Source organism: Flavobacterium movens, assembly GCF_039581425.1.
GTDB lineage: Bacteria > Bacteroidota > Bacteroidia > Flavobacteriales > Flavobacteriaceae > Flavobacterium > Flavobacterium luteolum.
In genome coordinates this window covers 393,857-418,077 of the sequence record NZ_JBCPXY010000004.1, presented here as the reverse complement: position 1 = coordinate 418,077, position 24,221 = coordinate 393,857, and the positions used below count along the sequence as shown (strand labels likewise).

The following is a 24,221-nucleotide window of genomic DNA, read 5'->3' as shown; positions in this document are numbered from 1 at the left end:
CCAAGTTTCCCAATCGGAAACACGACAGTAACTTGGACGGCAAAAGATGCGGCAGGAAATACGCAGACCTGCACTCAGATAGTGACGGTTAATGACACCCAAAAACCTTCAATCACATGCCCAACGACAGTTTCAGTTTCTGCAGATGCGAATTCATGCGCTGCTACTGGAGTTGCTTTAGGGACTCCAACGGTATCGGACAACTGCACGGGAGCTGTAACGGTGACGAATGATGCTCCGCCAAGTTTCCCAATCGGAAACACGACAGTAACTTGGACGGCAAAAGATGCGGCAGGAAATACGCAGACCTGCACACAAATTGTTAAAGTAATTGGTGCCATTGTTGCAAAAGATGATAGTATTTCTTCGTCAAATGGCGTAACTGGAGGAGTCGTTATTATTAATGTTTTTGATAATGATGTTTTAAATTGTAATAAAGTAAATATAGGAGATGTTGATGTTGCGGTAAATGGTACTGTACCGTCAGAGTTAATTTTCAATACTGTAAATGGTGCTGTTTCAGTAAAACCGAATACACCAACAGGTATTTATACATTTGATTATTCGATTTGTGAAATTGCTAATAGTGGAAATTGCAATACAGCTACAGTTAAAGTTGAAATTGTAAATGATTTAATCGCCGTTAAAGATGATTTCGGAACAAAATCTTCAGGATCAACGTCAGCAATTGTCGGAAATGTAAAATCAAACGATACTTTGGACGGAGCATTTGTTACGTCTGGCAATACAGTTGTAACTGTTGGTAGCAACGGGCCATTAAGCGTTGATGCAAATGGAGATGTGACTCTAGCGGCAAACACGCCAAGTGGAACCTACAGCACTACATACGAAATCTGCGAGAAAGATGCGAATCCATCAAACTGCAAGACAGCAGTTGCGGAAGTTAAAGTTGCAAATACAATAGACGCAGTACTAGATACTATTACTCCAATTAATGGAAACATTGGTGGAACAACAGTATCTCTAATAGAAAACGATACACTAAACGGTGATAAAGTTGTAATTGGAAGTAATTCAGGAGAAGTGACCATAAATATTGTTGGCACTTTACCATCTGGATTAACATTAAACACAAATGGAACTATTACAGTAGATCCAGAAACTCCAAAAGGAAATTATAAGGTAGGATATACAATATGTGAAGTAGGTGCAGTTCCTGCAAACTGCGACTCGGTAACTATAACCGTACCGGTTACTGCAGGAAACCTTGTGGCAAACGAAGATGTTATTCCTTCAGTTTTAGGATCGAATGTTCCTCAGACATTGGGCAAAAACGTTTTTGAGAATGACACAAAAAATTCGCAGCCGTTAAATCCTTCAGATGTTACGCTTAAAACTACAGTGGCAGATCCAAAAGGATATCTGACTGTGGATGTAGACGGAAACATTGTTTTAGACGGAAATCCTCCAGCGGGAGATTACGAGCTGACTTATGAAATCTGCGAGAAATTAAATCTGGACAACTGCAGTTCAAATACTGTGAAGGTAACGGTAGGAACTCCAGTAATCGATGCAGTTGAAGATGTGATAGCTTCAATAAATGGAAATATCGGAGGAACGACCATCTCATTAACAGCAAACGATAAATTAAACGGAAGCCCAATCGTAGTTGGAACAGGAGCTGGAGAAGTTAAGTTTGAAATCGTTGGAACGCTTCCGGCAGGACTTACGTTAAATTCAGATCATACGATTACTGTTGCGCCAAATACGCCAAAAGGAGATTATAAGGTAGAATATAAAATCTGTGAAAACACGAATCCTACAAACTGCGACTCAGTTACTATAACCGTACCTGTTACAGCAGGAAATCTTGTGGCAAACGAAGATCTTATCCCTTCAGTTTTAGGATCGAATGCTCCTCAGACATTGGGCAAAAACGTTTTTGAGAATGACACAAAAAATTCGCAGCCATTAAATCCTTCAGATGTTACGCTAAAAACTACAGCTGCAGATCTAAAAGGATATCTGACTGTGGATGTAGATGGAAATATTGTTTTAGGAGCTAATCCGCCAGCGGGAGATTACGAGCTGACTTATGAAATCTGCGAGAAATTAAATCTGGACAACTGCAGTTCAAATACTGTGAAGGTAACGGTAGGAACTCCAGTAATCGATGCAGTTGAAGATGTGATAGCTTCAATAAATGGAAATATCGGAGGAACGACTATCTCATTAACAGCAAACGATAAATTAAACGGAAACCCAATCGTAATTGGAACAGGAGCAGGAGAAGTTAAGTTTGAAATCGTTGGAACGCTTCCAGCAGGACTTACGTTAAATTCAGATCATACGATTACTGTTGCGCCAAATACGCCAGCAGCAGATTATAATGTAGAATATAAAATCTGCGAAAACACGAATCCAACAAATTGTGATTCGGTAATTACAGTGGTAAAAGTTACAGGAGGAAATCTTGTGGCAAACGAAGATCTTGTGCCATCTGCAGTTGGAGTAAATGTCCCACAAACAGTAATCAACCTTTTTGATAATGATACTAAAGATGGAAATAAATTAGTGCCATCAGATGTTGATCTGAAAGTAACTCAAGCAGATCCAAAAGGATATTTAACTGTAGATACAGACGGAAATGTTGTACTAGCACCTAATGCACCTGCGGGAGAATATGAATTGACATATACAATCTGTGAAAAATTAAATCCAAATAATTGTGATTCAAATGTTGTAAAAGTTAGCGTAACTGAACCAAAAATGAATGTAACAACAAACAGTTATTGTTCAAACAATGTTCCTTATGTTAATTATGCAGTTGCACCAGAAAATTTCACAGCACATAATTTATTAACTGTTAGATGGATTGATAGCAACAATAATGTTGTTGCAACTCAGACCAATCTGCCATTAAGTGGAAATATTTTATGGCCAGGAGCAGAGATTGACAGTAACCAAAATGGAATAGATTGGCCAGGCTGGGTTTTAAATAACGGAATATGGGCAGAAGGAGCAGACGGATTTGAAGCTACTAGAAATGGAGTAAAAATCGAATTTTCATTAAATCCAACCGTTACAGTTTCGGTTGCTTATCCGCCGGCTACGCCAGATTGTAATGCACGTCCAACATTTAGTATAAAAGCAAATAATGACGAGGCAGGACCAGTAAATGTAAAGAAAGGAGTAAATGCTAACATTAATATTTTTGAAAATGACTTATTAAATGGAGCAAAATTGAAGGCTTCAGATGTTATTTTATCAGTTCCGGTTGTACATCCAAATATTACGTTGAATGCAGACGGTTCAGTAAACATTGCAACAAATACGCCAGATGGGGTTTACGAACTAACGTATCAGATTTGTGAAGCTGCAAATACATCAAATTGCAGTCAGGCAGTAATTAAGATTACAGTTGATAATGTTGTAGACCCAGCTCCGCCAACAGAAAATAAAATTACTTTAAACAATGATAATGATGTTAGTGCTGACGGAATTAATGGCTCATTAGAATTTGTAAATGTTTTAGATAATGATTTGATAAACGGACAGCCAATAAATCCTGCGGATGTTATAATTAAGCCGTTAACAGATAGTTCATATTTTGAGTGGAATGCTGACGGAACGGTAAGTGTTAAGCCAAACACACCAGGAGGTAATTATCCTTTGACTTATCAGGTTTGCGAAAAAGCTAATGATACAAATTGTTCTACAGCAGTGTTAAATGTTTTTGTTGAAGTTCCAGCTATTTCGGTTATCAAAACAGCAGTTTTCAATGACGAAAATAAGAGCGGTTTTGCAAATGCAGGAGAAACCATTACGTACAAATTTACAGTAACCAATACAGGAAATGTGCCACTTGTTGGAATCACATTAAGCGATCCGCTTCCTGGAGTAATGGTTTCAGGACAGTCACTTAATTTGGGCGTAAACGAATCTAATGATACCAATTTCACGGCGGTTTACAAAATCACTCAAGAAGATATTAATCGAGGTAGTGTGAGTAATCAAGCAACTGTGAAAGGAAGCAGTGTAAGAGGCGTTGTTGTCGAAGATCAGTCAGATGATTCAAGCAATAGTGGAGATAGTCCAACAGTTTTAGACTTAAACGGATGTTCGATTAAAGTAATGAACGCTTTCTCTCCAAATGGAGACAGTAAGAATGCAAGATTCTACATTAGAGGAATTGAATGTTATCCAGACAATACGGTTGAAATTTATAACCGTTGGGGAGTTCTGGTTTTCAGTATAGATCAGTACAACAATAACGATCGAGTTTTTGAAGGATATTCTAACGGACGTTCTACAATCAAACAAACAGATGGTCTTCCGGTTGGAACGTATTTCTATGTCTTAAAATACAAAGACAGTGCTCAGAAGTCTCACCAAGAATCTGGTTACTTATACCTTAATAAATAAAATGGAATACGGCTTAGTTAACCCTAAGCCGTTCTAAAGCTTAATAAATGAAAAAATTAATTTTAGTTTTTATGTTTTTTTCGATTGTGTCTAATGCGCAGCAAGATGCACAGTACACGCAATATATGTACAACACAATCGAAGTCAATCCAGCGTATGCAGGTTCAAGAGGAGCATTAAGCGTTTTTGGTTTATATCGTACACAATGGGTTGGATTAGATGGAGCACCCGAAACAAGCACGTTCTCGGTTAACACACCTTTAAGAAATAGTGATTTAGGACTTGGAGTTTCTTTGGTAAATGATAAAATCGGACCAACTGTAGAAAATACATTATCGGCAGATTTGTCTTATACTATTCCGACTTCAGAATCATGGAATTTATCTTTTGGTATAAAAGGTACTGCCAATCTTTTTAATATCGACATTAATAAGTTGAGTTATGAAGATCAGGATGATCCACAGTTTCAGAATCTTAAAAATAAATTCTCCCCAAATATTGGAGCAGGAATTTACTATCATTCAGACAGAGCTTACATCGGATTATCTGTTCCTAATTTTATAGAAACAAATCGTTATGATGCAGACGATGTGGCTATTTTCAAAGATAAAATCAATTATTATTTAATAGCGGGTTATGTATTTAATCTGGATCGTTTAGAATACATAAAATTCAAACCAGCATTAATGGCTAAAATGGTCGAAGGAGCACCGTTGCAAGTTGATGTCTCAGGAAATTTTATGTTTAATGACAAATTTGTTTTGGGGCTTGCTTATCGTTGGAGCGCATCTGTAAGCGCAATGGCAGGATTTCAAGTGACAAAAGGAATGTACATCGGTTATGGTTATGATCATGAAACTACACAATTAAGAAAATACAATTCTGGATCTCATGAGATTTTCTTAAGATTCGAATTCTTTAATAATTATAATAAAATGATATCCCCAAGATTCTTTTAATACAACCTATGAAAGCTATAAAATTAATTTTGATCTTTTTACTGTCTAGTTTTATTTCAAATGTGAATGCGCAAAACCCATTCACAACCATGAACATAAAATATGCAGATAAAAAATACGAAGAGTACGCTTACGCAGATGCAATAAAAGTTTATGAGACTTTGGTAAATGATCAGACTACCGACCAAGGAATAATTCAACGTTTAGCAAATTCATATTATTTTAATGGAGAATTAAAAAGCGCATTAAAATGGTACGAGCAATTATTTGTAATAAACGAAAATCAAGAAGCTGAGTATTTATATAGATATGCGCAATCTTTAAAATCAGTAGGAGATTATCGCAAGTCTGATGAGATTTTACAGAAATTCAATCACAAGGCAACGGCAGAAAAAAGAGCAGATTTAATCAGGAATGAGAAAAATTATTTAGAAGAAATAAAAGAAAACTCAGGCCGATTTCAAATAGGTGACGCTGGAGTTAACTCAAGATATTCAGATTACGGAAGCGTTGTGTATAACAACAAAATTGTTTTTACTTCTGCCCGAGATACAGGCGGAGTTGTTAAGGCCAATTTTCAATGGACAAACAGATCGTTTTCTAGACTTTACGCAGCCGATTTAATGCCGGATGGAAGTGTTGGGAAACCTGAGCTTTTAGTAAAAAGAAAAAAAGACAATTTTAATGAGTCAAGTCCGATTTTTACTAAGGACGGGCGCACTATGTATTTTACCCGAAATAATTTTACTGATGGTAAAAGAAGAAGTAACGACAAAAATGTAACACTTCTTAAATTATACAAAGCTGAGCTTATCGATAACACATGGCAAAATGTAAAAGAACTTCCGTTCAATAGCGACCAATATAGTACGGCGCATCCAGCTCTAAGTGTCGACGAAAAAACATTGTACTTTGCATCAGATATGCCAGGAACGTTAGGTCTGTCAGATATTTTTAAAGTTGCAATTAATGAAGACGGAACTTTTGGAGCACCAGAAAATTTAGGTCCAGCAATTAATACCGAAGGAAGAGAAACTTTTCCGTTCATTTCTGGAGATAACGAATTGTATTTTGCAACTGATGGCCGTCCAGGTCTAGGCGGATTAGATATTTTTGCTTCGAGAATAAAAACGAACGGAATTTTTGATGAAGTTTTAAATGTTGGAGAACCAGTAAATAGTAAGCAAGACGATTTTGCTTTTAGTATTGACAGCAAAACTAGAAGCGGTTACTTTTCTTCAAACAGAGAAAGCGGACTTGGTTTGGATGATATTTACAGATTTACAGAAACAAGAAGATTAATCTGCGAGCAAAACTTATCGGGAACAGTTACCGATGCAGAAACAAATGAGATTTTGGCGAACACGTCTTTGACTTTGTTTAATGAAAAATTTGATCCAGTTGGAACAATCACTACAGATGAAAAAGGAAACTACATTTTTCCTGATTTAAGATGTGGAAAAAAATACACGATTAGAACTGCTAAAAACGATTACAATGCCAAAGAAGTTGCAGTAACAATCCTTAAAGAAAAAGGAGAAACGACTCAAATGATTGCATTAAACAAAGTTTTTAAACCTCTTGTTGCAAAAACTGTAGCCATTAAAAAAACGACAATCAGTCCAGTAAAAGTGGGTTCGATAAGAGTGGGAGTAGATATAGCAAAACTATTAAATCTGCCAATGAATTTCTTTGATTTAGGTAAAGCAACAATCAAGAAAACATCTGAACCGCAATTGATGAAAGTAGTCAATCTTTTAAATGAATATCCAACAATGAAACTTGATATTCGTTCGCATACCGATAGCCGTTCTTCTTCAGAAAGCAATCAGATTCTTTCAGAAAAAAGAGCACAATCAACCAAAAACTGGTTAGTTCAAAAAGGAATTAGCGAAGATCGATTAAGCGCCAAAGGTTATGGAGAAACGCAATTAGTCAATAAATGTGCAGACGGAGTAAAATGTACAGAAAAAGAACACATGAAAAATAGACGAAGCGAGTTTATTATTGTATCAATGTAAAACATCTTCTTTATGAATTATAAAACCCCTTTTCTAAATTTTAGAAAAGGGGTTTTTGTTTAGAAATAATCCCTATGGGATAATGGTTTGGGGTGTGATAATTTTTTTTCTACCAATCAGTCACTCCTATCGGAGTGGTTTTTTACCCATTGTATATAATTCGAAACCCACTCCGCTAGGAGTGATTGGTCGGAAGTCCCAGCGAGACGAAATATTTATAGAAAAGATATTATATCCCATCCAAAAGCCCTAGCGGGGTGATATGTCGCTCCTCTGGAGCTTTTTTCTTTTGCCGTAATTTTTCGGCTATAAATATTATGCTCTGCTGGAGCATTTTAGAGATTAAAAAAATGAAAAAACCCCGCTGGGGGTTTCTCGTTGGTAAACGTTAAAAAATCTAAATTTCTTCAAAAAACAATTCTAAACAAATTCATTCTTTACACTATAAATTTGAAAATCTTAATTTTCATGTATTATGTTTAAAATGAATTGGTTATGATTTTAAAAAATCGATTTCGCTGCAAATTGTGTTGGTTTTTATTATAACTTTATAAAATCAAAAATTTTTCATTATGACTGTAGATCAAATACTTAAAGCAAAAGGAAGAAATGTTTATTCGATTTTCTCCAATTTAACGGTTTATGATGCGTTAAAAGTGATGGGAGAAAAAAACATTGGGGCAATTTTAGTTATGGATGATAATATTTTAAAAGGAATATTATCAGAGAGAGATTATGCTAGGAAAATTGTACTGAAAGATAAATCTTCTAAAGAAACTTTTGTTCATGAGATTATGGAAAGTCATGTTTTTACAGTAAAACTTTCAGATAATCTTGAAGATTGTATGGAACTTATGAGCGAAAAAAGAATAAGACACCTGCCTGTTTTAGAAGATGGAACAGTGGTTGGAGTAATTTCAATCAGCGATGTAGTGAAGGCAATTATAGAAATTCAGAAAGACACAATCAACCATTTGAATTCTTATATTTCTCAATAAAGCATACCTAAAAACGATAAAAATTCAAACGAGTCCAATTTCTATTGGACTTTTTCTATTTATTCGAATAAATTTTAGGAAAAGAAAACGCTAAAAAGACGCCATTTTAAAACAAGACTTATATCTTTGTAAGCTAGAATAAAAGCTAAAAACAATGAACAAAGAGAGTAAAAGAAGAGAAGCGTTACTGTATCACGCAGAACCAACTCCAGGAAAAATTCAGGTAGTTCCAACAAAAAAATATGCAACCCAGAGAGATTTATCATTGGCCTATTCGCCGGGAGTTGCAGAACCATGTTTAGAAATCGCAGCAAACAAAGAAGACGTTTATAAATATACAGCAAAAGGAAATTTAGTAGCCGTAATTTCAAACGGTACAGCTGTTTTAGGACTTGGAAATATTGGTCCAGAAGCAGGAAAACCTGTAATGGAAGGAAAAGGTTTATTGTTTAAAATTTTCTCAGACATTGATGTTTTTGATATCGAAATTGATACCGAAAATGTTGAAGAATTTATTCAGACTGTAAAAAATATTGCTCCAACTTTTGGAGGTATTAATCTTGAAGATATCAAAGCTCCAGAATCTTTTGAAATCGAAAGAAGATTAATCGAAGAATTGGATATTCCAGTAATGCACGATGACCAGCACGGAACAGCAATTATCTCTTCTGCAGCTTTAATCAATGCGCTTGAATTGGCAGGAAAAAAAGCAGAAGACGTAAAAGTAGTAGTTTCTGGAGCAGGATCTGCAGCAATTGCTTGTACAGATTTATACGTTTTACTTGGAGTAAAAGTTGAAAACGTTTTAATGTACAACAGTAAAGGGCTTTTAACTAAAGACAATCCTGCACTTTCAGATTTACAATTAAAATATGCAGTTAACGGACCTCAGATTCCTTTGGCTGAAGCTGTAAAAGGTGCAGATGTTTTCATCGGATTATCTTCTGGAGATATTCTTTCGCCAGAAATGTTGTTGACAATGTCTAACAATCCGATCGTTTTTGCAATGGCAAATCCAAACCCAGAAATCGATTATAATTTGGCTGTAGAAACTCGTAAAGATGTTATTATGGCTACGGGACGTTCAGATTTTCCTAATCAGGTAAATAACGTATTAGGTTTCCCTTATATTTTTAGAGGAGCACTAGATGTAAGAGCGACAAAAATCAACGAAGAAATGAAAATGGCGGCTGTAAAAGCTTTAGCTATTTTGGCAAAAGAACCAGTTCCAGAGCAAGTAAACGTAGCTTACGGTGCAATGAAACTTGGATTTGGACAAGAATATATCATTCCTAAACCTTTCGACCCTAGATTGATTACTGTTGTAGCTCCAGCGGTTGCAAAAGCAGCAATGGAATCTGGAGTAGCAAAAAATCCTATTACAGACTGGGCAGCTTATGAAGATCACCTTCGTGAGCGTATGGGTAATGATAACAAAATGGTGCGTTTGATTACTAACCGTGCAAAATTAGATCCGAAGAAAATTGTTTTTGCTGAAGCAGATCAATTAAACGTTCTAAAAGCAGCTCAAATTGTTTATGAAGACGGAATTGGATTCCCAGTTTTATTAGGAAACAAAGAAGTGATTTTAGAATTAAAAGCAGAACTTGGTTTTGATGCTGATCTTGAAATCATTGACCCTAAAACAGATGAAGAAACTGAAAGACGTAACAGATTTGCTAAATCATTTTGGGAAGCAAGAGGAAGAAGAGGGGTTTCTAAACTAGATGCAGAAAAATTCATGCGCGAAAGAAACTATTTTGCTGCAATGATGGTTAATGAAGGAGAAGCTGATGCAGTGGTTACAGGACATTCTAGAAGTTATCCTTCTGTTGTAAAACCAATGATGCAGTTAATTCCAAAAGCGCAAAATGCTTCGCTTATTGCAACCGCAAACATGATGCTTACATCTCGTGGTCCAATGTTTTTATCAGATACTGCAATAAACATTAATCCGTCTGCTCAAGATTTGATTAATATTGCGATTATGACTTCTAAAACAGCAAAAATGTTCGGAATTGAGCCTGTTATTGCAATGGTTTCATTCTCAAACTTTGGTTCTTCAACTAGCGAAAGCGCTTCAAAGGTTAGAGAAGCTGTAGCTTATCTGCATAAAAATCACCCAGAATTAATTGTTGATGGAGAAATTCAAGCAGATTTTGCTTTAAATCCAGAAATGCTTCAAGAAAAATTCCCTTTCTCTAAATTAGCAGGAAAGAAAGTAAATACCTTGATATTCCCTAATTTAGAATCGGCAAATATCACTTATAAATTATTAAAAGAATTGTATAAAGTGAATTCTATTGGACCAATTATGATGGGTATGGGCAAACCAGTTCACATTTTCCAATTAGGTGCAAGTGTAGAAGAAATGGTAAATATGGCAGCTATCGCTGTTATTGATGCACAAGAAAAAGAAAGTAAAAAGAATAAAATAACACAATAAATCTTCTAAGAGGGATTCAACAAATTTGTCGTAGTTTTACGGCATTTTTGTTATATTTGATACTGATAAATTATATTTATGATAGCACATTTGCAAGGTAGATTAGTAGAAAAGAATCCTACAGAGGTTGTAATTGATTGTGGCGGAGTTGGTTATCAGGTAAATATATCGCTGCATACCTTCTCTTTAATTCCAAATTCTGAAAATATAAAATTGTATACGCATCTTCAAATTAAAGAAGATGCGCATACTTTATATGGTTTTGCCGAAAAATCGGAAAGAGAAATTTTTAGAATGCTGCTTTCTGTTTCAGGAATTGGAGCAGGAATTGCAAGAACAATGCTTTCGTCAATTGAACCAAAGCAAATTATAAACGCCATAGCATCTGGAGATGTAGGCGTAATCCAGTCTATAAAAGGGATTGGGAACAAAACAGCACAAAGAGTTATACTTGATTTAAAGGAAAAAGTTGTTAAATTATACGATATAGACGAAGTTTTTGCTGTTCAAAACAATAGAAATCGAGATGAAGCGTTATCTGCTCTAGAAGTTCTTGGCTTTGTGCGAAAAGCTTCTGAAAAAGTGGTAGAAAAGATTGTGAAAGAAGATCCTGAAGCTACCGCAGAAACAATTATCAAAAAGGCTTTAAAAAGTTTATAAATTTCATTTTATATAAAAGAATTCTATGCGTAAAATTTGTATTTTGTTGCTGGTATTACTCTGCGGTAATGTTTTGCGTGCACAGGTTACACCGGTAGCTCAAGATACAACAAAAACTCAATTTTCAGTAGGTAAGATAGATATCGAAGATCCGCCAAGTGTACTTTCGGCATATAGATACGATCCTATTACAGACCGTTATATTTACACCACTTCAGTAGATGTTTTTTCGATTAATTACCCTTTAATTTTAACTCCAAAAGAATACGAAGATTTAGTTCTAAAAGAATCGAGGCGAAATTATTTTAGAAAAAAATCGGATGCTATTGACGGTAAAAAAGCTGGAGCCGAAGCAGCAAAAAAAGATTTATTACCAAGATATTATATCAACTCGAGTTTATTCGAAAGCATCTTTGGAAGTAATACCATAGATGTAAAGCCCACAGGTTCAGTAGAAATGGACTTGGGTATGCGTTACACAAAACAAGATAATCCTTCATTTTCGCCAAGAAACAGATCTTCCCTAACTTTTGATTTTGACCAAAGAATCAGTATGAGTTTAATGGGGAAAATTGGAACCCGTCTTGAAGTAAATGCCAACTACGACACTCAATCAACATTTGCTTTTCAAAACTTATTTAAACTAGCTTATACACCTTCAGAAGATGATATTGTTCAGAAAGTTGAGGTGGGTAATGTGAGCATGCCTCTTAATAGTACGCTTATTCGAGGTGCTCAAAGTTTATTTGGGGTCAAAGCGCAACTGCAATTTGGTAAAACAACTGTTACAGGAGTTTTCTCAGAACAAAAGTCTCAAACCAAAAGTATAGTCGCAGAAGGTGGAGGAACTGTACAAAACTTTGATTTATTCGCATTAGATTACGATAATGACCGACATTTCTTCTTGTCACAATACTTTAGAAACAAGTATGATACTTCATTAAAAAACTATCCATTAATAGACAGCCGTGTTCAAGTTACAAGGATTGAAGTTTGGGTAACCAATAAGCAGAATAGAATAACGACAGGAAATAATAACTTAAGAAATATTATTGCGCTTCAGGATTTAGGAGAAGGTCAGGTTTCTGGGGTTCCGGACAACCAAGTGGTTGTAATTACAGATCCAACGGGTTTCTTTAATAATCCTGTTGACTCCCCTACAGATAACACGAACAATAAATATGATCCTGCAGCAATTGGAAAACCTGGAAGTTATTTAAATTCTAATATTAGGGAAATTGTAACAGCAAAATCAGGATTTAATAATGCCAACGTAAATGAAGGTACAGATTACTCTGTTCTAGAAAATGCTAGAAAATTAACAACACAAGAATATACTTTTAATGCACAGTTAGGTTATATCTCATTGCAACAGCGTTTGGCCAATGACGAAATTTTGGCAGTTGCGTTTGAATATACTGTTGGAGGAAAAGTGTACCAAGTTGGGGAATTTGGAAGTGATGGTGTAGATGCAACTGTGGTTACAGGAAACAACAATGCCAATCAGGCAATTGTTACGCAGAGTTTGGTATTGAAAATGCTGAAAAGCAGTTTGACAAACGTACAGAATCCAGTTTGGAACTTGATGATGAAAAACGTGTATCAAATTCCGCAGGCATACCAAATCAAACAAGAAGATTTTAGGCTGAATATTCTTTATACAGATCCTTCACCAATAAATTATATAACACCAGTTCAAGGAACTCTTTTTCCTGACGATGATCCTGTAAATCCTAATCCAAGTAATTATTACATTACAAAGACACCATTGCTAAATGTTTTTAACTTAGATCAGTTAAATTACAATAATGACCCACAAAAAGGCGGAGATGGTTTCTTTGATTATGTTCCAGGTGTTACCGTAGATGTGCAGAATGCACGAATTATTTTCACCACAAAAGAACCTTTTGGAGAACTTTTATTTAAGAAACTTCAAATTACTGGTTCAGCAGAGAATTATAACGATCCAACTACATATAACCCGAACCAGAAGAAATACGTTTTTAGGAACATGTATAAGAATACTCAGGCGGGGGCTTTGCAGGATAGTGATAAAAACAAATTCTTATTAAGAGGAAAATACAAATCTTCGGGCAGTAACGGTATTCCTATTGGTGCTTTCAACGTGCCGCAGGGATCTGTAGTGGTAACAGCTGCCGGAAGAGTTTTAGTAGAAGGTATTGATTATAGTGTAGATTATCAATTAGGAAGAGTGCAGATATTAGATCCATCACTTCAGGCTTCTAATACCCCGATTGAAGTTTCGTTAGAAAACAATTCAATCTTTGGACAGCAAACCAGAAGATTTATGGGATTCAATATTGAACATAAAATTTCTGAAAAATTTGTTGTTGGAGGAACGTTTTTAAAAATGACAGAACGTCCTTTTACGCAAAAATCAAGTTATGGGCAAGAATCTGTAAATAATACTATTTTTGGTTTCAACGGAAATTATGCAACAGAAGTTCCATTTTTAACAAGATTGGCTAATAAACTGCCAAATATAGATACAGATGTTCCTTCTAATCTTTCGATTCGCGGAGAAGTAGCATTTTTGAAACCCGATGCTCCAAAAGCAAGTGATTTTGAAGGTGAAGCAACTATTTATATCGATGATTTTGAAGGTACTCAGACTACAATTGATATGAGGTCTGCGTATGCTTGGAGTTTGGCTTCAACACCATTTATTACTTCAGCGACAGATAATACTTTCAATGCCAGCTCAAATACTTTAGAGTATGGTTATAAACGTGCTAAGCTGTCTTGGTATACTATTGATCCGATTTTCTATACTTCAAAACCTTCAGGAGTTTCAAATGATGATTTGTCTTTAAACTCAACAAGAAGAATTTACAGTAAAGAACTTTATCCAAATACAGATATTGCACAGGGACAAATTCAGGTAGTTAATACGCTCGATTTAACGTATTATCCTTCTGACAGAGGACCATATAATAATAACCCAAATTTTGCTTCAAGCAATCCGGCTGGCAATTTTGGAGGAATTATGCGTTCGCTTAACTCTACTAACTTTGAGCAAGGAAATGTCGAGTACATTCAGTTTTGGGTATTGGATCCTTATGTTGGTACAGGACAAGCTCAGTCAACTAATAACGGAAAAATCTATTTCAATTTAGGTGAGGTTTCTGAAGACGTTCTAAAAGACGGAAGAAAACAGTATGAGAATGGTTTGGGGCCAGATCAGATTATGGTGAACCCGCAACCTATTTGGGGAGACGTTCCAGCATCTCAATCATTGATTTACGCATTTGATACTAATCCAGACAATCGTAAAAATCAGGATGTTGGTTTAGATGGTCTGCCAGATGTAAAAGAAGGATCAATTTACACCAATTATGCAGGAGAACCAGATCCCGCTGCCGATAACTATAAATACTTCTTAAATGAAGAAGGAGGCGTTTTACAGCGTTATAAAAGATACAACGGAACAGAAGGGAATTCTGCTGTAAGCGTTGATGATCCAAACCGTGGTTCTACAACTCTTCCAGATGTTGAAGATATCAATCGTGATAATACCATGAGTACAATCAATGCTTATTATGAGTATAGTATTGATGTAAAGCCAGGCATGCAGGTTGGTGAAAATTATATCACAGATATTAGAGAGGTTCAAAACGTAGAACTTCCAAATGGAGGTTCAACCAATGCAAGATGGATTCAATTTAAAATTCCTGTTTCAAAACCTCAAAATACTATTGGGAATATTACCGACTTTAGATCGATTCGTTTCATACGTATGTTCATGACTGGATTTAATGATCAAATGACAGTTCGTTTTGGAGCTTTAGATTTAGTTCGTGGAGAGTGGAGAAAGTATACAGGAACACTAGATGCAAATGATACAAATCCTGATGATGACGGAACCCAGTTTGATGTTGCGGCAGTAAACATTCAAGAAAACGGTACCAAATGTCCAGTTAACTATGTTATTCCACCAGGAGTTCAAAGAGAGCAATTGTATAATAATAATACGATTATCAATCAAAATGAACAGTCTTTAGCAGTTCGAATTGCAGGTACAGGATTAGAATATCAAGATTCTAGAGCAGTTTTCAAAAATGTAAGCGTTGACATGCGTCAGTACAAAAAATTGAAAATGTTCCTTCATGCTGAATCGCTTCCAAATGAAAATCAGCTTTTAGACGATGAGATGATCGGATTTATCCGTTTTGGTAACGATTTTACACAGAACTTTTACCAAGTTGAAATTCCATTAAAAGTAACGAGAACGGGCGGATCTTGTACTATTAGTCCAGATCAAGTTTGGCTTGAAGAGAATAATATTGATTTGGTTCTATCTCTATTGACAAGAATGAAGATTTTGGGAATGAATATAGATATTAATTCGCCAAAGAGAGATATAAATGGTATTTATTATCCAGACCGAGATCCAGATGTACAGGGTGGTGACCAAGACGCTAAGTTAACTTTGGGGATTAAAGGAAATCCTAATTTTGGATTGGTTCGAAATTTAATGGTCGGAGTAAAAAGTGCAGCAAACCATAAAGATATTATGGGAGAAGTTTGGTTTAACGAACTTCGTATGTCTGATTTAGAAAACAAAGGAGGTATGGCTGCATTACTGAATGTAGATACCAATATGGCCGATTTGATGACATTGTCTGCTTCTGGTAAAAAGAGTACAATTGGTTTTGGTTCTCTTGAGCAGGGAGCAAACGAAAGAGATCGTGAAGATATTCAGCAGTACAACATTGTAACCAATATAAATTTAGGAAAACTGTTGCCTCCAAAATGGGGCATTAATCTTCCATTCAATTATGCAATCGGAGAGGAAGTTATTACGCCAGAATACGATCCGTTTAATCAGGATATTAAGTTAGATCAATTGATCGCAGAGACTACAGATCCAGTAGAAAAAGAAAATATTAGAACACGTGCAGTTGATTACACTAAACGTAAGAGTATTAACTTTATTGGGGTAAGAAAAGATAGAGCGCCAGAACAGAAACCACATGTTTATGATGTAGAAAACTTTACTTTTTCTCAATCGTACAATCAGGTAGAAAGACACGATTATGAGGTTGAAAATTACAACGACGAACAATCGAATACTGCAGTAAATTATGCTTATACATTCCAGCCAAAAGAGGTAGTGCCATTTAAGCAGACCCAATTCATGAAAAAAAGCGATTATTGGAAAATGCTAAGTGATTTTAATTTTAATTATCTTCCTTCAAATATTTCGTTTAATACCAATATTTTGAGACAAAGTAACCGTCAGCAGTACAGACAGGTAGAAAACGTGGAGGGTATTGGACTTGACCCGCTTTATAGAAGAAATTTTGCGTTTAATTATCAATATGGTTTTGGATTTAATTTGACAAAATCATTAAAATTAAATTATACAGCAGCTTCTAATAATATTGTTAGAAACTTCTTAAATGACGATAATACACCAAAAGAAGATTTTAATATTTGGGATGATTATTTTGATATTGGTATACCAAATCAGCACTTACAGCAGTTGGTTCTGAATTATGATATTCCAATTAATAAAATTCCAATATTTAGTTTTGTAAAAGCCACTTATTCTTATACTGCTGATTACAACTGGCAGCGTTCTTCAACAGCAATGTCTCAATATGTTGATGACAGTGGAATGTCTTGGAATTTAGGAAATACGATTCAAAATGCGAATTCAAATACTTTTTCGACGACATTAAATATGAATACATTGTATAAATATTTGGGTTTAACGCCAGGCTCAAAACCAGCAAAAACTACAAAACCAGCTGCGCCACCAAAACCAGGAGAGAAGATTGTAAACACGGCTAAACCAGTTACAAGCAGTAATCCTTTTTATGATGGTTTAATCGGGGTTTTAACGAGTATTAAAAACGTTCAGATTAACTACACAAAAAATAGCGGAACAGTTTTACCAGGATATATTCCAGGTGTAGGTTTCTTTGGAACCTCTAAACCTTCATTAGGATTCGTATTTGGTAGTCAGGATGATGTGCGTTTTGAAGCTGCAAAAAATGGTTGGCTGACAAGTTATCAGAATTTCAATCAGAACTTCACGCAGGTAAGCAACAAGCTGTTGAAAGTAACAGCAAACGTAGATTTGTTGCCTGATTTGAAAATTGATTTAGCAATGGATCGCGCTTATTCTGAGAATTCATCAGAACAATATACGGTTAGAGATTCTATTGGAGGATTATATTATAAGCCATTATCACCATATACTTATGGAATGTTTTCTATTTCAACGGTATTAATTAAAACGTCCTTTTCTACAAGTACAGAAACTGTGTCGTCTGCATTTGATGATTTTAGAAGCAATCGTTTGGTTATTGCAAATCGTTTGGCAGAGGAACACTATGGTGGAGGAGTAATTCCAAGATATGGAGATGCTAATAATCCAATTCCGGCTGAAACAGATCCTAATTATAAAATATATGTTGCTAATGAAGGATATCCAATTGGTTTCTCAAAAAGTAATCAAGCTGTTTTGTTGCCTTCGTTTATGGCGGCTTATACAGGAGCAGATGCTTCGAAGAGTTCGACAGGTATTTTTAGAAGTTTCCCTATTCCGAATTGGAATGTGAAGTATAATGGTTTAATGAGATATAAATATTTCAAAGATCATTTTAGACGTTTTTCATTGCAGCATAATTATAGAGCATCATATACAATTAGCCAGTTTAGATCTAACTTTGATTATTTAGAGAATCCAACAGGACAGGATGTAAATACTAACTTCTTTAATAAAACGATTATGTCTAATGTTAACTTAGTAGAGCAGTTTAGTCCGTTGATGAGAATTGATTTTGAATTGAAAAATTCATTCCGTTTATTGACAGAGGTTAAAAAAGATCGCGCTTTGTCTATGAGTTTCGATAATAATTTATTGACAGAGGTTAGAGGAGTAGAGTATGTAGTAGGAGTAGGATATCGTTTTAAAGATGTAATTATTTCGTCTAGATTGGCAGATAATCCGACGGGAATTATTAAAAGTGATATCAATATAAAAGCTGATTTCTCATATAGAAATAACGAAACTCTAGTTCGCTATTTAGATTACGATAATAATCAGCTGGCAGCAGGACAGAATATATGGACGTTGAAATTGACGGCAGATTATGCTTTCAGTAAAAACTTAACGGCAATATTCTATTATGACCATTCGTTCTCGAAAGCAGTTATTTCAACTTCTTTCCCTTTAACGAATATCAGATCAGGTTTCACACTTCGTTATAATTTCGGAAATTAAATTTGAGTTTCTAAACTAGATTTTATTAGAAGATTATTACATTTGTGGCTTAAATTTTAAACAATCAATTTTCAAACACAACTATTATGAGCATACCAGCAAATTTAAAGTACACAAAAGATCACGAATGGGTTAGCATTGAAGGAGATGTTGCGACAGTAGGAATTACTCATTTTGCACAAAAGGAGTTAGGAGATATCGTGTATGTTGAAGTAGAAACTTTAGACCAGACACTAGATAAAGATGAGGTTTTTGGAACAGTTGAAGCTGTAAAAACAGTTTCTGATTTATTTTTACCATTAACAGGTGAAATCATTGCTTTTAATGAAGAATTAGAAAGTGCTCCTGAAACAGTAAATTCAGATCCTTATGGAGCTGGATGGATGATTAAAATTAAAATTGCTGATGCATCAGAAATTGACTCTCTATTATCTGATCAAGCTTATAAAGATTTAATCGGTGCCTAAACAACTCTTATTAATTTGGGCAATTATCTGCTCAGGAATCATTACTTATTTTTGTTTGACAGATTCAAGTAATATACCAGCGGTTAATTTTCCGAGTATTGATAAAATTGTTCACTTCTGTTTCCATTTTGGATTTACGATTTCGTGGATTTTATTTTTCAAAAAAGAATTAAAAGGAAAAGATGCAGATGACTATAAAGCATATTTGATTTCTTTCATATTTTCTGTCTTTTTTGGAATCACAATCGAAATTCTTCAAAGTGCTCTTACGGTAACAAGATCATCAGATGTTACAGATATATTAGCAAATGCGCTAGGAGCTGTTGTGGCAGTTTTTTCAGCAATAGCTTTTAAAAGGCAAATCGATAAAATATAATTTTAGAAACCCACTTCGGTGGGTTTTTTATTACAAGAAAATCAAGCACTTAAAAGCTATGTTTTTTCAATATAAAATGTACTTTTGTGCTGGTTTTGTGCAACTTCTATCAAAATGAATGTAAAGCAATATTTGGACTCCACGTATTTAAAAACTGCATCGCAAGCTGGTCTTTCGGAAGCAGAAAATACTATTGTGGTCAAAAATGCAATTGCCGAAGCAATTCATGAAGGTTTCAAACTAATTATGATTCGCCCAGAATATGTTGCTCTGGCAAAAAAAATGATTATCGAAGCCAATTCTGTTCTATTAGTCGGAACCGTAATTGATTTTCCAGAAGGGAAATCAAGTCTTGAAGACAAAATTAAAGAAGCTAATGAGGCTATTGCTAATGGAGCTGACGATTTAGATTTTGTATGCAACTACGAAGCATTTAAAAATGGTGATCTCGATTTAGTGAAAAAAGAAATCTTAATCGGAACACAGATAGGTTTAGCAAACGATAAAACCGTAAAGTGGATTATTGAAGTTGCTGCCTTAACAGATAAAGAAATTATTCAGCTATCGTCTTTAATAAAACATGTTGTAGTATCTAATTTTAAAGAAGACGATTTTGAATCTGTTTTTGTAAAATCTTCTACTGGTTTTTACAAAACAGACGATGGTGCTCCAAATGGGGCGACAGTCCCAACTATAATTATGATGCTTGAAAATGCTTCGCCACTTTCAATAAAAGCAGCAGGTGGAGTCCGTTCATTTGAAGAAGCGGCAGAAATGATTCGTTTAGGAGTAAAACGAATTGGAACTTCGGCTGCAAAAGCAATTGCTAATGGGGAAATTTCCCCAAACCAATATTAAATAAATACCCAGATTTTAAGTGAATAAGTTTTTTTTGTCCCTTGTTTTAATTTTTTCTTTTTTTATTCTTTCCGCTCAGCAAAATGGTAATTCTTCAATTCAGTCGGGTTTCACTGCAGAAATGTTTCCGGTTTTTCCTAACTGCGAAAATTTGGAGGCTAAAAAATTAGAAACCTGTTTTTATAAAGAAGTGCAGGATTTTGTATTTAACAATTTTCAAGTTCCTCAAAAATTAAAACAAAACAATTATAAAGGAGCAGTAAAATTGCTTTTTGAAGTAAATGCAGAAGGAGAATTTAAAGTGATTTATGTTTCTTCAGAAACGGAAGAATTGTCTGAAGAGGCAAAGAGAGTTTTTGGTACATTTCCAAAAATAAAACCTTCGACTTATAACGGAAAGCCGACGTATTCTAAATATACGATTTCTATTGATATACCGCTAAAAAGTGCAGCACAGCTTGCCGCAGAAGCTCAAGCGGCAGCAGAAATTTTAAAACCAGCCGAAAAACCAATGACAGAGTTGGATAGTATTGTCTATAAAAAATACAATAATCCAGAATTCGATAGCCATTTAAATATTCCTTTTTCGCACAGTTATTATGCGCAGTTTGATGCTGCAATGAATCAGGTTGGAAGCAATAATCATACGGCATCTAAGCCTTATACTTATGCTGAGGTTTCAAAATATTATAATTTGAGAGCGGTAAATGAATCGTTACAGAAAAAAACATCAACTTGGCTGGGAAGAAAATGGTGGAATGAAAATTTAGTGCAGATTCAGGGAGAAGATTATTGGTTTGCCTTAAATCCAATTGTGGATTTACAAATGGGTAAAGCTTCAGATCTTGATGCGTCTGACACTTACGTGAACACGAGAGCGCTTAACTTTAGAGGTGGCTTAGGGAAACAAATCAACTTTACAACTACATTTTTTGAGAGCCAGGGAAGATTTGCAGGATATTTTAACGATTATGCAGAATCGATTAAGCCTTCAGGAGGAAATCCAGCAATTATCCCAGGAGTTGGAATTGCAAAAAGATTCAAGACAGATGCTTACGATTTTCCTTTAGCAGAAGCGAATATTACTTTTGCACCAGGTAAGATATTTGATTTTCAATTAGGTTACGGTCGCAATTTTATAGGTGATGGTTATCGTTCTTTATTAGAGAGCGATGGAGCAAGTCCGTACCCATATTTTAAATTGAATACTAAATTTTGGAAAATCAAATACACTAATACGTATATGTGGATGAAAGACGTTCGTCCAGAAGTAACAGCTGAGAAAACGTATGCGACTAAATTTATGGCAAATCACTATTTGAGTTGGAATGTTTCTAATAGAGTGAATTTAGGTTTTTTTGAATCTGTAGTTTGGACGAATTCAAACAACAGAGGTTTTGATGCTAATTTTGTTAACCCGATTATTTTTTACCGTGCAGTAGAATTTGGTTCTTCATCTAAAAGCGGAAATGCGCTTTTAGGAATTACTGGAAAATACAAATGGAATAATAGTGTAAATCTGTATTCGCAATTCTTGATCGATGAATTTTCTGTTTCTGATGTTGGAGCGGGAAATCAAAGTTGGAAAAACAAATTCGGATTTCAACTTGGAGCAAAATATTTCAATGCCTTTAATGTAAAAGATTTGCTAGTGCAGGTGGAATTTAATAGAGTACGTCCTTATGTTTACTCGCATAGTGCTGTTATTACAAATTATGGACACAATAACCAGAGTGTTGGACACCAATGGGGAGGAAATTTTAAAGAACTTGTTGCAATTGCTAGATATCATAAAGGCCGTTGGTTTGCCGATGCAAAATTGACAGTTGGAAAAAGAGGTTTGGATTTCGATACTGCGGAAGACTCTTATAACTATGGAGGAAATATTTATAAAAGTTATGATGAGAAACGTCCGTATGATACAGGCGTAAAAATTGGACAGGGAAATAAAACGAATGTTTTTATTGCAGATATTCAAGGTGGTTATTTGATTAATCCGATGACCAATTTGAAACTGTTTGGAAGTTTGATCTATAGAAATTTTGATCCGACTCAAGAAACGGCAACAACTTTTAAACAAAGTACCACTTGGTTTAGCATTGGTTTACGTTCAGATATTTTTAATTGGTATTTTGATTACTAGTATTTTTAATAAGATTTTTCGAAATAATAGTGTTAAAGAATGCTGAGATCTTAATTTGCAAAGGTTTTATTGAAAAAAATCTATTTTTATAGGCTTAAATTCTACAATCTAATTTGTACATTTGCACCACTCAAAAAAAATACACAAAAACAACGGTATTGAACGCTGCAAAAAATACATTATCAATCAAATCAATATTTCTAGATTTTAAAGAGATTACTAAAGCTGGTTTAGCTATTAGTGTATTATTCTCTTCTATCGCTGGATATTTATTAGGAGTAGATTCTGAGCATCCTTTCAAATGGAGTGTTTTGGCTGTTTTGGCAGTTGGAGGTTATTGTATGGTAGGAGCTTCAAACGCTTTTAATCAAGTAATCGAAAAAGATATCGATTCTTTGATGGATCGTACTAAAAATCGTCCAGTTCCATCAGGGCGTATGTCTCCAAAAGTAGCTCTTCTGGTAGCAAGTCTTTTGACAATTTTAGGAATCGCACTTCTTTATACTATAAACGCAAAGTCAGCAATGTTTGCTGCAATTTCTATATTTCTTTATACAAGTGTTTATACACCATTAAAAACAGTAACTTCGTTGTCTGTTTTTGTTGGAGCATTTCCTGGAGCAATTCCGTTTATGCTGGGTTGGGTAGCGGCAACTGGCGAATTTGGTATCGAAGCAGGAACTTTATTTTTAATTCAATTTTTTTGGCAGTTTCCTCATTTCTGGTCTATTGGGTGGTTTTTGTATGAAGACTATGAGAAAGCGGGAATTTTTATGCTTCCGACGGGTAAAAAAGATAAAGGAACTGCATTACAAATAATATTGTATACAATTTGGCTTATAATAGCATCGTTATTACCTGTGTTAGGTTTTACAGGGCAATTGTTTATTTCTCCAATTGCAGCGGTTTTAGTCTTTCTATTAGGGATTTGGATGCTTTTCTATGCAGTTCGTTTGTATCGATTAAGAACTGCGAAAGCAGCGAGAACATTAATGCTAGTAAGCGTTTCTTATATTTCGCTGTTGCAAATTGTATTTATAATAGATAAATTTTTAAGATAGTTATGGAAATGACATTAAAAACAAATGAAGAACAAGTAAGGAAATCAAAATCAGCAAAACTGATTTTGCTTTTCGCAATGGTTAGTATGACCATGATGTTTGCTGGTCTGACAAGTGCATTTGTAGTAAGTAAATCAAGAGCAGACTGGTTGAAGAATTTTGAACTTCCTTCGGCGTTCTATTGGAGTACAGCTGTAATCATTGCATGTAGTGTTACTTTTCACCTGGCAAAAAAAGCCATTCAAAAAGACAATAGAAGTGCAGTTACAGGATTGCTTCTTGGAACTTTGGCTTTAGGAATTTTATTTGTGGTATTACAATTCAAAGGATTTGGACAAATCGTTGCTGAAGGGTATTACTTTACTGGAGAAGGTAGTTCAATTACTACAACTTTTCTTTATGTGGTAACAGTTACACACCTGTTGCACTTAGCTGGCGGATTAATTTCACTTTTAATTATAATTTATAATCATTTTAAACAAAAATACAATTCGACTCAAACTCTTGGGATAGAGCTAGGTGCGATGTATTGGCACTTTTTGGATTTATTATGGGTATATTTATTTTTATTTTTATATTTCTTTAAATAAG

Annotated in this window: 13 protein-coding genes; all 13 read left to right on the top strand. The window is 34.8% G+C overall.

What is annotated here, in order from left to right:
* The coding region (locus AAYQ05_RS10390; RefSeq protein WP_343543135.1) for a T9SS type B sorting domain-containing protein at window positions 1-4,386 on the top strand (4,386 nt) is incomplete at its 5' end.
* Between the two features lie 47 nt (window positions 4,387-4,433).
* The gene (locus tag AAYQ05_RS10385; RefSeq protein ID WP_343543134.1) at window positions 4,434-5,345 is read left to right on the top strand and encodes a PorP/SprF family type IX secretion system membrane protein; all 912 of its coding nucleotides are present in this window, start codon (window positions 4,434-4,436) and stop codon (window positions 5,343-5,345) included.
* Window positions 5,346-5,353: 8 nt separating this feature from the next.
* Window positions 5,354-7,366, top strand: a complete 2,013-nt coding sequence (locus AAYQ05_RS10380) for an OmpA family protein (protein ID WP_445709711.1) — start codon at window positions 5,354-5,356, stop codon at window positions 7,364-7,366.
* Between the two features lie 572 nt (window positions 7,367-7,938).
* On the top strand, window positions 7,939-8,364 hold the full coding sequence (locus AAYQ05_RS10375) for a CBS domain-containing protein (protein WP_177210944.1): 426 nt from the start codon (window positions 7,939-7,941) through the stop codon (window positions 8,362-8,364).
* Window positions 8,365-8,518: 154 nt separating this feature from the next.
* Window positions 8,519-10,810, top strand: coding sequence for an NADP-dependent malic enzyme (locus AAYQ05_RS10370; RefSeq protein WP_343543132.1), 2,292 nt, complete (start codon window positions 8,519-8,521; stop codon window positions 10,808-10,810).
* A 78-nt stretch (window positions 10,811-10,888) separates the two neighbouring features.
* Window positions 10,889-11,470 (top strand): Holliday junction branch migration protein RuvA, encoded by a 582-nt coding sequence (gene ruvA, locus AAYQ05_RS10365; RefSeq protein WP_177210942.1) that lies wholly within the window; start codon window positions 10,889-10,891, stop codon window positions 11,468-11,470.
* A gap of 25 nt (window positions 11,471-11,495) precedes the next feature.
* On the top strand, window positions 11,496-18,725 hold the full coding sequence (gene sov, locus AAYQ05_RS10360) for a T9SS outer membrane translocon Sov/SprA (RefSeq protein ID WP_343543131.1): 7,230 nt from the start codon (window positions 11,496-11,498) through the stop codon (window positions 18,723-18,725).
* An 86-nt stretch (window positions 18,726-18,811) separates the two neighbouring features.
* The gene (gcvH, locus tag AAYQ05_RS10355) at window positions 18,812-19,192 is read left to right on the top strand and encodes a glycine cleavage system protein GcvH (protein ID WP_177210940.1); all 381 of its coding nucleotides are present in this window, start codon (window positions 18,812-18,814) and stop codon (window positions 19,190-19,192) included.
* The gene (locus tag AAYQ05_RS10350; RefSeq protein WP_281631156.1) at window positions 19,185-19,568 is read left to right on the top strand and encodes a VanZ family protein; all 384 of its coding nucleotides are present in this window, start codon (window positions 19,185-19,187) and stop codon (window positions 19,566-19,568) included. The genes gcvH and AAYQ05_RS10350 overlap by 8 nt, the downstream gene beginning before the upstream one ends.
* 114 nt (window positions 19,569-19,682) lie before the next feature.
* Window positions 19,683-20,426, top strand: a complete 744-nt coding sequence (gene deoC, locus AAYQ05_RS10345; protein WP_343543128.1) for a deoxyribose-phosphate aldolase — start codon at window positions 19,683-19,685, stop codon at window positions 20,424-20,426.
* 19 nt (window positions 20,427-20,445) lie between these two features.
* A complete protein-coding gene (remB, locus tag AAYQ05_RS10340; RefSeq protein ID WP_343543126.1) occupies window positions 20,446-22,569 on the top strand; it encodes a gliding motility outer membrane protein RemB in 2,124 nt (707 codons plus the stop codon).
* 158 nt (window positions 22,570-22,727) lie between these two features.
* The gene (gene cyoE, locus AAYQ05_RS10335; protein ID WP_281631159.1) at window positions 22,728-23,630 is read left to right on the top strand and encodes a heme o synthase; all 903 of its coding nucleotides are present in this window, start codon (window positions 22,728-22,730) and stop codon (window positions 23,628-23,630) included.
* 2 nt (window positions 23,631-23,632) lie between these two features.
* Window positions 23,633-24,220 carry a cytochrome c oxidase subunit 3 gene (locus AAYQ05_RS10330; RefSeq protein ID WP_177210935.1) on the top strand — a complete coding sequence of 196 codons (588 nt, stop codon included), beginning with the start codon at window positions 23,633-23,635 and terminating at the stop codon, window positions 24,218-24,220.
* Window position 24,221 lies beyond the last annotated feature (1 nt).

What these genes read in the sequence shown, in the direction of transcription:
- AAYQ05_RS10385 (WP_343543134.1), top strand. Translation starts at nt 4,434, where the DNA reads ATGAAAAAATTAATTTTAGTTTTTATGTTTTTTTCGATTGTGTCTAAT.
- AAYQ05_RS10380 (WP_445709711.1), top strand. Translation starts at nt 5,354, where the DNA reads ATGAAAGCTATAAAATTAATTTTGATCTTTTTACTGTCTAGTTTTATT.
- AAYQ05_RS10375 (WP_177210944.1), top strand. Translation starts at nt 7,939, where the DNA reads ATGACTGTAGATCAAATACTTAAAGCAAAAGGAAGAAATGTTTATTCG.
- AAYQ05_RS10370 (WP_343543132.1), top strand. Translation starts at nt 8,519, where the DNA reads ATGAACAAAGAGAGTAAAAGAAGAGAAGCGTTACTGTATCACGCAGAA.
- ruvA (WP_177210942.1), top strand. Translation starts at nt 10,889, where the DNA reads ATGATAGCACATTTGCAAGGTAGATTAGTAGAAAAGAATCCTACAGAG.
- sov (WP_343543131.1), top strand. Translation starts at nt 11,496, where the DNA reads ATGCGTAAAATTTGTATTTTGTTGCTGGTATTACTCTGCGGTAATGTT.
- gcvH (WP_177210940.1), top strand. Translation starts at nt 18,812, where the DNA reads ATGAGCATACCAGCAAATTTAAAGTACACAAAAGATCACGAATGGGTT.
- deoC (WP_343543128.1), top strand. Translation starts at nt 19,683, where the DNA reads ATGAATGTAAAGCAATATTTGGACTCCACGTATTTAAAAACTGCATCG.
- AAYQ05_RS10330 (WP_177210935.1), top strand. Translation starts at nt 23,633, where the DNA reads ATGGAAATGACATTAAAAACAAATGAAGAACAAGTAAGGAAATCAAAA.